Source organism: Deltaproteobacteria bacterium, from assembly GCA_005879795.1.
Classification (GTDB): domain Bacteria; phylum Desulfobacterota; class Binatia; order DP-6; family DP-6; genus DP-6.
In genome coordinates, this window is sequence record VBKJ01000055.1 from 1 (window position 1) to 11619 (window position 11619).

Below are 11619 nucleotides of genomic sequence, written 5' to 3' on the forward strand. Positions count from 1 at the left end.
CACCGCCGCGTGGCGGGCGGCGGAGATCCCGTCGACCAACGGGCACGGCACCGCCCGCGGCGTCGCGCGCGTGTACGCCGCGCTGGCGCGCGGGGGCGCGATCGATGGCGTGCGCATCCTCGCCGCCCCCGGGCTCCGCTCGGCGGTCGCCGAGCACTCGTACGGCCCCGACCGGGTGCTCGAGCGCCCCTCCCGCTTCGCGCTCGGCTTCCAGCTGACGCAACCGGAGCGCCCGCTCGGACCGAACGCCGGCGCGTTCGGACACTTCGGCGCCGGCGGCTCGCTCGGGTTCTGCGATCCCGAGGCCGACCTGGCGTTCGGCTACGTGATGAACGACATGGGGCCGCGCTGGCAGAACCCGCGCAACCGCGCCCTCGTCGACGCGGTCTACACCGGCCTCTGAGAGCGGCTCACTCTCCGAAGTACGCCTCGAGCGCCCGCATGTACGGCACGCACGGCCGCGCCTGCTTGACCGCGTCGCGCGCGGCCTCGAGCGACAGGCCCTCGCGCACGTGGAGGTAGGCGATCGCGGCGGTCGGCGCGCGGTTGAGACCCGCGTTGCAGTGGAGGTAGACGCGCTCGCCCCCGTCCACGAGCCGGCCGAGGAGCGCCACGATCTCGCCGAGGCGCGCCGCGAGGTGCCGGTCGTCGCCGTCGGGCACGGGGATGCGGTGGAAGCCGAGCCCGTGCTCGCGGTAGGCGCGCTCCAGGGCGCGGAGGTCGATGCCCTTGCTCGCCAGGTCGGCGTCGTCCTGGAGCGAGAGCACGGCCGTGACTCCGTGCTGGTCGCGGAGCCACGCGGCGTCCTCGGGCACCGGATACTCGCCGACCAGGAGCACGGGCCGGATGACGCTCACGCCCGGCCGGCCGCCGGGGCGCGGCGGTGGGCCCATCAGGCCGATCGTGCGCGGGAGATCCATCTGTCGTTGATGCGCCTCGAGCTCCAGGGAAGGCAATACCACACCTTGCACGCGAACCCCGAGCGGTGACAAGGAGGACGGCGTGTTCACCCTCGCGCTCTCCGACGAGGAGCGCCTGATCCAGGAGACGGCGCGCCGCTTCGCCCGCGACCGCCTGCTGCCGGGGCTGCGCGCCCACGAGCGCGCTCGCGGCGTGCCCCCCGAGGTGGTGCGCGAGTTCGCCGGCCTCGGTCTCGCCGGCGGCGAGGACCTGGGCGCCTTCGTACGCGCCCTCGTCCTCGAGGAGCTGGCGGCGGTCGACCCGGGGGCGGCGCTCGCGCTCGATGCGCCCGGCCTCGCGCAGCCGTTGCTCGACGCCGCTGGGCTCGGCGCCGCCGCGGGCCGCGGGGTCGTGATCGAGGACGTCGAGGGCCGCTTCCACGCCCGCGACGGGCGCCTCGCGGGCGAGCACCCCTGGGTGCCGGCCGACGCGATCGCGGTCACGGCCGTCCTGCACCCGGGGTGCGCCTTCGTGGTTTGCGAGGGATGGCGGCTCACGCCGATCGCGGCCTGCGGTCTCGAGGCGGCGGGCGCGTCACGCCTCCTGCTCGACGATGCGCCGATCGCGGCGACGCTCGAGGACCCGCGCGCGCTCGCGCGCGCCCGCGCGGGCATCCGCACCGCCGTCGGCGCGCTCCTCGTCGGTGCCGCGCGCGGCGCGCACGAGTACGCGATGCGCTATGCGACCGAGCGCACCGCCTTCGGGCGGCCGATCGCGCACCATCAGGCGCTCGCCTTCCTGATCGCCGACCTGGCGACCGCGGTCGACGTCGCCCGCCTGGCGGTGTGGCGTGCGGCGGCGGCGCTCGACCGCGGCGAGAGCGGGGAGTGGGAAGCGGCGAGCGCGCTCGCCGAGGCGGCCGAGCAGGCGCTCCTGGTCGGCCCGAGCGCGGTGCAGATCCTGGGCGGCCACGGCTTCATGAAGGACCACCCGGTCGAGAAGTGGATGCGCGACATCCGCACGCTCGCGTCGCTCGCCGGCGGACGGGACGAGGCGGAGCTCGCGGCGGCGGCGCTCGCGCCCGAGCACGAGATGGGCTTCGCGCGCGGGCGATGATCGACCTCTCCATCGGCCGAGACCTCGAGACCTGGCTAGATCAGGTTCGCCGCCTCGGCCGCGACTACCTCCGCCCGCTCGGCATCGAGGCGGACCGGAGGCACGAGCCCGTGCCGCCCGACCATCCCTTCTTCGCGCTGGCGTGGCGGATGGGCCTCGGGCAGCCCCTCGGGGTCGAGGAGCGCTCCGCGAGCGGCCCCCGCAATGGGGCTCGCCGCGGCGTCGTCGTCGCCGAGGAGATGTCGTACTGGGACCGCGGCATGTCGGTCGCGATGCCGGGGCTCGGCCTGGGCGGCCCGCCGCTCCTCACCATGGGCACCCCCGAGCAGAAGGAGCGCTTCCTCGCCCCGTTCCGCGACCGCGAGCAGCCGCACTGGGCCGCCTTCGGCATGACGGAGCCCGGCGCGGGCAGCGACGTCGCCGCCATCCAGACGACGGCGCGGCGCGACGGGGACGGCTGGGTGCTGAACGGCGCCAAGACCTTCATCTCGAACTCGATGCGCGCCGACTGGATCGTGGTGTGGGCGACGGTCGATCGGGCGGCCGGGCGCGCCGGGCACCGGGCCTTCATCGTCGAGCGCGGCACGCCCGGGCTCGAGGACATGCGCTACGAGCACAAGATGGGGCTGATCGCCTACGAGAGCTCCTCCTTCACGCTGCGCGACTGCCGCGTGCCGGTGGCGAACCTCCTCGGCGGCGAGCGCTACTACGCCGAGCGCGCCGGGTTCAAGGGCGCGATGAAGAGCTTCAACGCGACCCGCCCCGCGATCGCGGCGATGGCGGTCGGCATCGCGCGGGCGGCGTACGACGCGGCCCGCGACTTCGCGCGCGCGCACTACGCGCTCGACCGGCCCACCCCGCGCTACCAGCGCGTGCGCGAGAAGCTCGCGCGCATGGCGCGGAAGATCGAGGGGGGCCGTCTCCTCTGCTGGCGCGCCGCGTACCTGGCCGACGTCGAGCAGCCGAACGAGATCGAGGCCTCGATGGCGAAGGCGTTCGCGGCCGGCATGGCGCAGGAGGCGACGGGCCTCGCGGTCGAGATCCTGGGCGACGCGGGCGTCACCGCCGACGCCTACGTCGAGAAGCTCTACCGCGACGTGAAGGCGATGGACATCGTGGAGGGCACGGGGCAGATCCAGCGCCTCGTGATCGCGCGGCGGCTGGTGGGGCTGCCGGGGTGAAGGTCTCCCTCTTCTACCTCCCCTCCATCGGCAGCCGCGCCGAGATCGAGCGCGGCCTGGCGGGGCTCCGGCGCGACCTCTACCAGCGCATGCTGGCCGAGCTGTCCGCCCAGGCACAGCTCGCCGACGCCCTCGGCTACGACTCGATCAGCTTCACCGAGCACCACTTCCACGTCGAGGGCTTCGAGCTCTCGAACAACCCCGTGCTGCTCGACCTCTTCGTCGGGATGCAGACCAGGCGCATCCGGGTCGGCCAGCTGGGCATCGTGCTGCCCGCCGAGAACCCGATCCGCGTCGCCGAGAACGTCGCCATGCTCGACCACATGACGGGCGGGCGCGCCAACGCCGGCTTCGCGCGCGGTTACCAGCGCCGCTGGGTCGACGTGATGGCGCAGCAGACGCATGGCATCCACGGCGCCCTCCCCCACCAGCACGACGCCGTCGACGAGGCCAACCGCGCCGCCTTCGAGGAGTGCTTCCGTATCATCAAGCAGGCGTGGACCGCGGACCTGCTGTCCTACGAGGGCCGCTACTGGCGCGTCCCGCCGGGCGCCACGCCGTGGGACCTGGAATCCACGCGGCGCTACGGCGCGGGCGTGGTGGACGGCATCGTGCGCGCCGTCGGCGTCGTGCCGAAGCCGCTCCAGCAGCCCCACCCGCCGCTCTTCCAGCCCTTCGCGTCCTCGGAGCGCAGCATTCGCTGGTGCGCGGCGGAGGGCGTGACGGCGATCCTCCCGCCGCTCCACCCCGCGCTCGAGGAGCGGCTCGTGCGCCTCTACGCCGAAGTCTCGGGGAAGCCGCTCGGCGAGGGCGTCGGCGTGCTGCGCGACGTGGTCGTCGCGGAGACGGACGACGAGGCGATGGCGCTCTGGGCGGACAGCGGGCTTTTCTGCGGGCGCGAGTGGTTCGAGCCGTTCGGGTTCTCGAAGGGTCTCGTCGACCCGGCGACGGGCGAGGCGCCGAGCCTGTTCGACACCGGACTCGCGCTGGTCGGGTCCGTCGACACCGTCAGGCGGCAGCTCGAGCGCCTGCGCGGGCGGCTGCCAGTCAGGTGGCTCTTCGCATGGACCTACAACGGGCTCATCCCGCACGCGCAGCTCATGCGGTCGATCGAGCTGTTCGCGACGCGGGTGCTGCCACGCGCGGCCGGCGCCGGGTGAGCCTCGGCGAGCCCCAGCGACTACCGCTCGAGGAGCCGCTCCGCGAGCCGCTCGACGACCGCATCCGCCACCCCCGCCACCCGGGCATAACCGCGCATCGACCCGTAGCGCTCCCGGATGCGGGCGAGGAAGGCGACCATCGTCTCGGCCTCGGCGTGCAGCGTGTCGGGCGGCAGCGCGGCGAGCATGGTCTGGTAGCCCTCGGCCGCCATCAAGCGGTCGATGATCGCGTCGAGGTTCTCCCGTGTGGCCGCGTAGTCGGCGACGATCACCTCGTCGCGCACGCCGAGCAGCCCGAGCAGCACGGCCGACACGACCCCGGTGCGATCCTTCCCCGCCGCGCAGTGGTAGACGACGGGCCCGCCGGCCTCGGCCAGGATGGCAAGGAGGCGCGCGATGGGCGCCTGCGCGGTCTCGGCGAGCAGGAAGTAGCGGTCGGCGAGGGTGGCGATCGCGGGCCAGCTCTCCGGCCGCGCCTCCCGGCCGTCGAAGAGCGGCAGGTGGTGGAAGGCGAGCGGCTCGCGGGCAAGCGGGCCGCGGCCCTCGCCGCGCAGCTCCGCCGTCGAGCGAAGATCGAGCACCGCCGCGATGCGCAGTTCGTCGCGCACGCGCGCGACGTCGGCCGGTGTGAGGTGATGGAGGGCATCGCTCCGGTAGACCTGCCGCCAGCGGACCGCGCGTCCGTCCCCGGTGGGGTAGCCGCCCAGGTCCCGGAAGTTGAGGCAACCCTCCAGGTCGACCACACGCCGCATCGCCGGGACCGAGCATACAGGGCCTGCGCCGCGACCGCACGTGCCCGGGCGCTTGCCGGTGGAACCCCGTCCGGGGCAGGATCGCGGCCATGAAGCTCGGGCTCTTCCTCCCCCTGGCCGGCGATCCGACCCGGCTCCGCGACACCGTCGCCACCGCCGCGACCGTCGGCGAGCGGACCGGCTTTCATTCGCTCTGGTTCGCGGAGCACGTGGCGCTCTTCGACACCCCCGCGTCGCGCTACCCGTACTCGCCGGACGGCAGCTTCCCGCTCACCGGCGAGGTCGGGATCGTCGAGCCGTTCGTCGCGATCTCCTTCGCCGCCGCGCTCACCACGCGCATCCGGCTCGGCACCGGCATCTGCCTCGTCCCGCAGCGCCCGCCGCTCTACACCGCGAAGCAGGTGGCCGACTGCGACGTCCTCTCCGGCGGGCGGCTCGACTTCGGCGTCGGCATCGGCTGGCTGCGCGAGGAGTTCGAGGCGCTCGGCGTGCCGTTCGCCGACCGCGCCGCGCGCTGCCGCGAGTACCTGGCCGCCATGCGCACGCTGTGGACCGACCCGGTGTCCCGGTACGAGGGGCGGCTCGTGCGCGTGCCGCCGCTGCGCATGTTCCCGAAGCCCATCCAGAAGCCGCACCCGCCGATCGTCTTCGGCGGCGAGAGCGACGCCGCGCTCCGCCGCGTCGCGGACCTGGGTCAGGGTTGGTACGGGTTCAACCTCCTGCCCGACGAGGCGGCCGCGCGCATCGCGGCGCTCGACGCGCTGCTCGCGCGCCGGGGGCGGAGGCCGGAGTCGGTCGCGGTGAGCGTCTCGCCCTATTTCAAGCCGGCGCGCGACGCGGCGGCGCTCGGCGCGTACGCCGAGGCGGGCGTCGATCAGGTGATCTATCTCGTGGGGCTCCGGGGCGCCGAGACCGTCCGCGCGGAGATCGAGGCCCTCGCTGCGGAGCTGATGCCCGCGGCCGCGCGCCTGGGTCCCGGGCCGCGGCGGCGGGGATGACGAGGCGCGGCTACTGCTCGCGCCACCAGCGGCGCATGTCGAGCGCGACTGCCTCGAAGGGCTCGGCGCGGATCTGCTCGGTCCCGGCGTGCGTGCTCGCGACGATCCAGCGCCCGTCCTCGAGGCGATAGACCTCCAGCGTGCGCAGGATCGGGTCGACGATCCAGAGGTGGCCGACCCGCTCGCGGGCGTAGACCTGCATCTTGCGCCCACGGTCGATCTCGCCCGTCGAGGGAGAGATCACCTCGCACACCCAGTCGGGCGCCAGCTCGAATCCCGCCACGTCCGGTACGGTGGGCATCCGCTCGCGGCGCCAGCCCGCCAGGTCGGGGACGAGCACGTCGTGGCGGAGGTGCAGCTCGGGCTCGAACAAGATCCACCAGCCCCCCGGGAGGTCACCACCGCTCGGCTCGTCCCCGAAGCTCCCGATGACAGCGGCGCCCAGCATCGACGACGCCAGCGCGTGGGGTGAGGCCGGCCGCGGGCTCGCGAAGAGATCCCCGTCGATGATCTCGGCCACCATGTGGTCAGGGAGCGCGCAGAGGTCGTCGTAGGTGGCGTTGCGCTTCACCAGCGGCACGAGGCCGAGGATAGCACGGGGTCGGGGCGCCGGACACGCGGCCACGTCTGCGGCTCCGCGCCGGTTCACGCAATCCTCGCTGAATGCTTTCGATCGCATCACTCCGAGCCCTCCCGCACCATCGCGTCGCTCTGAGACACCACAGTTCCGCCGGCACCATGAATGAGAATGACGGGTGGGGCGAGGTGGCGGAGCGGGCATCTCCGGCGACGAATAGCCAGCCTGCTACTTTGCCTTGGTCTTTGCCGATGGAGAGAGCCGGCCAAGCGCTTGCGGCGACACGCGCCGGGCGCGTGGCGATCGCCATCGAGCGCCACCGGCGGCAGCGCGGGAAGCTCCCGGCCTCCCTCACCGACGTGGCGTCCCCACTGCCCGTGGATCCGTTCACGGGTCGCGAGCTGCTGTACCAGCGAGTGGAGAACGGTTTTGTCGTCTCCAGCAGCGGTCCGATGCAAGCCTCCGACGCGCGGGCCCGTGACGACAGGGTCTGGCCGCAGGGCGTCAGCGTCTGCTTGCTTCGGCCTGGCCGATAGATTCAGCGCGCCCGGGCCGGCGTGCCGGCCCCCTTAGGCCGCGGGGGCCGCGTCGTCGATCGTTAGCGGCCGCGCGGACGTCGGACGCCGACCAGAAGCGCCGTCTGCGCGCGGCTCGGCTCGAGCCGGCGCCTTTCGGGGTTGACCTTGAGCCCGAGAGCCTCGAGCGTCTCGACGCCGAGCAGCGGATCCGAGCCCGGCAGGAGCAAAGCGATCGTCGGGCCTGTCCTGCCGCCCACGGTCACGCCGATCGAGCACGCCTTGAGCCGCCGACGTCTGCCGTCGGCCAGCGAGACCTCGAATCTCTGCGGTAGGGTGGGCGCCCCTACCTTGCGGGCGAGCGCAGGCGGGACGATTGAATGCGTGGCACCGGTGTCCACCAGGAAATCGGCCATGGCGCTCCGCCGCGCGGACAGTCTCGCCCTGACGACGATGTGACCCACGCGTGAGTGGGTAGCACGCCCTTACGCCCGTCGGAAGGCCGAGCTCATCGCCTATCTGTAGCCACAGGCCGGCGCGCCGCCCACGAGGCCATCTTCATCCCTTGGCATCACCGCCCCATCCGTTCCACAATCCCGCCTCATGAGCCTCACCAATGACCTCACCTCCTTCGCGGCGACCGCCGTCCGTCTCGGGCGCGGCGTCTATCCGCGCGTGACTGCCGCGGGCCGTCCGGATCCGCCGAAGCTCCTCGAGCTCTACGACTTCGAGGGCTGCCCCTTCTGCCGAAAAGTCCGAGAGGTGCTCTGCGAGCTCGACCTCGACTACCTGGAGCATCCCGTGGCGCGGGGGAGCCCCCGGCGCGCGGAGCTCGTGAAGCGCGGCGGGAAGATGCAGGCGCCGTACCTCGTCGACCCCAACACCCGGACCGAGATGTACGAATCGGACGACATCATCGCCTACCTGAACGCGACCTACGGCGCCGGCGCGCGCGCGGGCTGGCGCCTTCCCGTGCCGCGCGTCCTCGACGACGCCGACTCGATGCTGGCGAGCGCCGTCCGTCTCGGCCGCGGCGCGCGCTGCCGGACGACGCGGGAGCTGAGCGGCATCATGCCCCTCGTCCTCTACAACATGGAGGGCTCGCCCTACTGCCGGAAGGTGCGCGAGGCGCTCTCCGAGCTCGATCTCGAGCACGTCGTGCGCAACGTCCCCAAGGGCAGCCCCAAGCGCGCCGCGCTGGTCGAGCGGGGCGGGAAGATGCAGGTCCCCTACCTGATCGACCCGAACACCGACCGCGCGCTGTACGAGTCGGACGACATCGTCGCGTACCTGGAGGCCGAGTACGCATGATCGAGTGGAGCGAGAGCAGCGCCGGAGATTGATGGCTCGACTTGGAAGGCGCGACTGGCGACAACGCACCGCCCTCCTTCGCCGAGAAGCGCTCGCCGGCAACGTTGGAGCCATGGTGGACCTCGGCCTGTTGCTTCAAGAGGGCCTTCAGGATGCACGCGGGCGCGCGATCGTGCGCCGCAATCCGCGAGCGGGGTTCCGCCTCCTTCTTCGCTCCGCCGTGAACGGGAATACTTCAGCCGCCTTGCCGCTGGGCTACGCCTACGACGTCGGGCTTGGCACCCGGCGGGACCAGCGGCAGGCGCTCCGCTGGTAGCACCGGGCCTACCGCGCCGGAAGCAGCACGGCGGCGAGCAACGTCGCCACTGTCCATCGCGACGATCGCAATCTTCGCCTCGCCTTCCAGTGGTGGAAGCGCGCAGTCGAGCTGGGAGACGGCGACGCTGCGGTGGACGCCGGCTACTGCTACCAGTACGGAATCGGCACCGGTCCGAGCATCCGCGTGGCGTGCCGCATGTCTGCGCCATCCGTACTCGAGCGTGCAGCGCCATGGGAGACACGATCGGCGCGAGGCCGGCCGCGCAGCGGCCATCGTCTGATACGCTTCACTGCTCCCTTGCTCAAGCCCGCGCCCGCGGGACCCGGGGCGCCATCTGCCTAAGCGGCGCAGCGGGCCGGAGCCGGAGGTGATCCAATGGTAACGTGGAGAGACTTCGCCGCCGCGGAGCCCGAGTTGGCAGCAGCGGGGCGCTCTCTGCTCCATCAGTTCGGCGTGGGGCTGGCCTTTCTCGCCACGGTGCGCAAGGACGGCGCACCGCGGCTCCATCCGGTGTGCCCCGTCCTGTCCGACGACCATCTCTTCGTTCTCATCACACCCACCTCTCCGAAGCGGCACGACCTGATGCGCGATGCCCGCTACGCTCTCCAGACCTTCCCCCAGCCGAAGCCGGGAAGCGACGAGTTCTATGTCGCGGGCAAAGCCATTCTGGTCGAGCATCCGGCGACGCGCTCCGCAGTCTTTCGGGACGCCAAGCACATGGCCGACGCGTCGGAGATCCTCTTCGAGCTGTGGATCGACCGGGTCATGCACACGACATGGGAGAACGTGCTGACCCCACAGATGCGATCCGTGCACCGAAAGTGGCGCGCACGCGCGGGCTCGGGTCGCCCCTGAACCGCAGCCCCACCCACCGGAATAGTCCGGGGTTGCCTCGATCGTCGCGAGCACCGCGTCGTCTCGGCTAGCTAGGAACCCTTCCTCATGTGATTGCGGCGGTCGCGGCTTCGAGCACACGCTGAGCGGCCGCCACCTTCCCTGGTGCCAGGCGGTAGGTCCTCGGCACCTTTCGGTTCCTCGAAGTGGTCGGCGTGAGCTTGCGCGCCATGGGAGACACTCGGCCGTCAGCGCAGCTTCTTGCTCGCCTCCTCCATCCCCGCCAGCACCGAGGCCGGCGTCTTCTCGTCGTAGAAGTACTTGTACTGCTCGCGCGGCGCGTGGATGTCCGCGTCGAGCACGCCGGCGGAGGAGAGGAAGAACGTGCGCGGGATGTACTCGCCGTCGGGCGCGTACTTCTTGCTGAGATCCGTCTCCTTGTCCTTGTCGAGGCGGATCATCACGAAGCGCTTCGTCATGTCGACTACCTTCGGGTCGTGGAACACCAGGCTGTAGTTGGCGCAGTGCGGGCACCACTCGGTGTAGAAGATGAGACAGATCGGCTTCTTCTCTGTCTTCGCCGCCCCCAGGCCCTCTTCGTACTTCCGCCACTTGATCTGCGTGTCGTTCCAGTCCCCGCCGGCGCGCGCGGGCGCGGCGCCGAGCACGGCGAGACCGACCAGCACCCCGGCGACAGCGCGCGCGCTCAGCATGGCGCCGGCGCCTCGAAGCGGCCGTACGAGTGCTCCATCCAGACGCTCATGAACGCCCCCTTGGGGAGCCCGAGGCTCCCGAGCTCGCCGGCGAGCGGATGGTCGCCGAGGACCAGCTCCGCGCCGCCCAGGTGGATCCCGACGCCCGTGGCGCCGGAGACGAACGGCGTGCGGTGCAGCACGCCGTCGACGTAGGTGTATGTCATCATGCTTGCGTCCGGCAGCGCGCGCCGGCCGCCGCGTGCCACCGAGAACGTGAGCACGTGACGTCCATCCATGACGAGCCGGCAGCGCCGGCGGCCGTCCACGTCCTGGAACTCGATCTGCGCGACGCTCTTTGGGAAGCCCCAGATGCCGCGGCCCGCCGCGCACGTGAAGCGCTGGTCGACGGGCAGCTTCCAGATCCAGGTCGCGACCCGGTTGCGGACGAGGTCGAGCGCCGCGCCGAAGTACGGGACGCTGGCGCGCTCGCCCCGACGGCGGACGAAGAGCGCGAGCGACACCTCGTTGTAATCGCCGAGGTCGTTGTCGCGGTAGTCGATGGCGGCGATGCTGAAGAGGGCGCGCCCCGGCAGGAGCTCGACCACGTCGAGCTCGGGCCCGGGCAGCAGACGGCGGGCAGCCGCGCTCGGGACGAGATAGGTCGCCGCGGCCGACGTCGCGTCGCGTACGACCACGGGCAGCGTCACCTGGCGGCCCTCGAAGACCCAGCGACGGCCTGTGGTCGCGACGGCGGGCTCGGCCATGGGGCGCTCTTCTACGGCGCCTCGTGGCCGGGATGCAAGGCTCACATCCCCTGCACGCTATCGGGCACGACCTTGTACATGACGCGCACCTCGCCGGGTTGGCGGAACGGGTACTTGTCCTGCCCGAGGTACTTCTTCGCGAGCGCGTCGATGTGCGCGTCGGCGCCCCGCTCGGTCGCCTCGACGACCCGCCCGCGCACCTGCACGTAGCGGTAGGGATTGTCGGGGTCCTGGATCGAGAGCGCGACGCGCTTGTCGCGCGCCAGGTTCCTCACCTTGACGCGGCCCTTCGCCGTGTTGAAGCACACGTGCGTGCCGTCGAAGTCGACCCAAACGGGCGTCACCTGCGGCGCGCCGTCGGCGCCCACGGTGGCGACGTGTGCAAAGGCCTTCTTCGTGAAGAGATCGCGATATTGCTCGGGGATCGTGGCCATGCGCGCATGGAATCCGATCCGGCGAGCCGAGTCCATCCCCCTTGACGCTCGCCCGGTGCGGGT

The 11619-nt window shown here is 72.1% G+C and carries 15 protein-coding genes; 8 read left to right on the plus strand and 7 right to left on the minus strand.

Features of this window, described 5'->3' with window-relative positions; genetic code table 11:
- The coding region (locus E6J59_02920; protein TMB22915.1) for a beta-lactamase family protein at nucleotides 1-403 on the plus strand (403 nt) is incomplete at its 5' end.
- A gap of 7 nt (nucleotides 404-410) precedes the next feature.
- Here the strand turns inward: E6J59_02920 and E6J59_02925 are convergent.
- Complete coding sequence (locus E6J59_02925) at nucleotides 411-920, minus strand: hypothetical protein (GenBank protein ID TMB22916.1); 510 nt, start codon at nucleotides 918-920, stop codon at nucleotides 411-413.
- Between the two features lie 82 nt (nucleotides 921-1002).
- Between E6J59_02925 and E6J59_02930 the strand changes: the two genes are divergently transcribed.
- The 3 genes from E6J59_02930 to E6J59_02940 are packed head-to-tail and all read left to right on the plus strand — an operon-like array spanning nucleotide 1003 to nucleotide 4357.
- Nucleotides 1003-2016: an acyl-CoA dehydrogenase gene (locus E6J59_02930; GenBank protein ID TMB22917.1), complete on the plus strand. Its 1014-nt coding sequence runs from the start codon at nucleotides 1003-1005 to the stop codon at nucleotides 2014-2016.
- Nucleotides 2013-3197: an acyl-CoA dehydrogenase gene (locus E6J59_02935; protein TMB22918.1), complete on the plus strand. Its 1185-nt coding sequence runs from the start codon at nucleotides 2013-2015 to the stop codon at nucleotides 3195-3197. Before E6J59_02930 ends, E6J59_02935 begins: the two co-directional genes overlap by 4 nt.
- Nucleotides 3194-4357 (plus strand): LLM class flavin-dependent oxidoreductase, encoded by a 1164-nt coding sequence (locus E6J59_02940; GenBank protein TMB22919.1) that lies wholly within the window; start codon nucleotides 3194-3196, stop codon nucleotides 4355-4357. The genes E6J59_02935 and E6J59_02940 overlap by 4 nt, the downstream gene beginning before the upstream one ends.
- 20 nt (nucleotides 4358-4377) lie before the next feature.
- Here E6J59_02940 and E6J59_02945 read toward each other — a convergent pair whose 3' ends face one another.
- A complete protein-coding gene (locus E6J59_02945) occupies nucleotides 4378-5109 on the minus strand; it encodes a tyrosine-protein phosphatase (GenBank protein TMB22920.1) in 732 nt (243 codons plus the stop codon).
- An 89-nt stretch (nucleotides 5110-5198) separates the two neighbouring features.
- On the opposite strand from E6J59_02945, the gene E6J59_02950 reads away from it, so the two are divergent.
- Complete coding sequence (locus tag E6J59_02950) at nucleotides 5199-6107, plus strand: TIGR03619 family F420-dependent LLM class oxidoreductase (protein ID TMB22921.1); 909 nt, start codon at nucleotides 5199-5201, stop codon at nucleotides 6105-6107.
- 10 nt (nucleotides 6108-6117) lie between these two features.
- On the opposite strand, the gene E6J59_02955 is transcribed toward E6J59_02950, so the two are convergent.
- The gene (locus tag E6J59_02955; GenBank protein TMB22922.1) at nucleotides 6118-6786 is read right to left on the minus strand and encodes a Uma2 family endonuclease; all 669 of its coding nucleotides are present in this window, start codon (nucleotides 6784-6786) and stop codon (nucleotides 6118-6120) included.
- Between the two features lie 496 nt (nucleotides 6787-7282).
- Nucleotides 7283-7615 (minus strand): hypothetical protein, encoded by a 333-nt coding sequence (locus E6J59_02960; GenBank protein TMB22923.1) that lies wholly within the window; start codon nucleotides 7613-7615, stop codon nucleotides 7283-7285.
- 187 nt (nucleotides 7616-7802) lie between these two features.
- Between E6J59_02960 and E6J59_02965 the strand changes: the two genes are divergently transcribed.
- The 3 genes from E6J59_02965 (at nucleotide 7803) to E6J59_02975 (ending at nucleotide 9684) form a co-directional block, all read left to right on the plus strand.
- Entirely contained in the window at nucleotides 7803-8510 is a 708-nt protein-coding gene (locus E6J59_02965; GenBank protein TMB22924.1) for a glutathione S-transferase, read from the plus strand.
- 4 nt (nucleotides 8511-8514) lie between these two features.
- Nucleotides 8515-8826: a hypothetical protein gene (locus E6J59_02970; GenBank protein TMB22925.1), complete on the plus strand. Its 312-nt coding sequence runs from the start codon at nucleotides 8515-8517 to the stop codon at nucleotides 8824-8826.
- A 378-nt stretch (nucleotides 8827-9204) separates the two neighbouring features.
- Nucleotides 9205-9684 carry a pyridoxamine 5'-phosphate oxidase gene (locus E6J59_02975; protein TMB22926.1) on the plus strand — a complete coding sequence of 160 codons (480 nt, stop codon included), beginning with the start codon at nucleotides 9205-9207 and terminating at the stop codon, nucleotides 9682-9684.
- A 227-nt stretch (nucleotides 9685-9911) separates the two neighbouring features.
- Here the strand turns inward: E6J59_02975 and E6J59_02980 are convergent, their stop codons facing one another.
- The 3 genes from E6J59_02980 to E6J59_02990 are packed head-to-tail and all read right to left on the minus strand — an operon-like array spanning nucleotide 9912 to nucleotide 11556.
- Complete coding sequence (locus E6J59_02980) at nucleotides 9912-10376, minus strand: DUF255 domain-containing protein (GenBank protein TMB22927.1); 465 nt, start codon at nucleotides 10374-10376, stop codon at nucleotides 9912-9914.
- Nucleotides 10370-11122, minus strand: coding sequence for an acetoacetate decarboxylase (locus tag E6J59_02985; protein TMB22928.1), 753 nt, complete (start codon nucleotides 11120-11122; stop codon nucleotides 10370-10372). The genes E6J59_02980 and E6J59_02985 overlap by 7 nt, the downstream gene beginning before the upstream one ends.
- Before the next feature lie 41 nt (nucleotides 11123-11163).
- Nucleotides 11164-11556, minus strand: a complete 393-nt coding sequence (locus E6J59_02990) for a PPOX class F420-dependent oxidoreductase (protein TMB22929.1) — start codon at nucleotides 11554-11556, stop codon at nucleotides 11164-11166.
- Nucleotides 11557-11619: the final 63 nt, after the last annotated feature.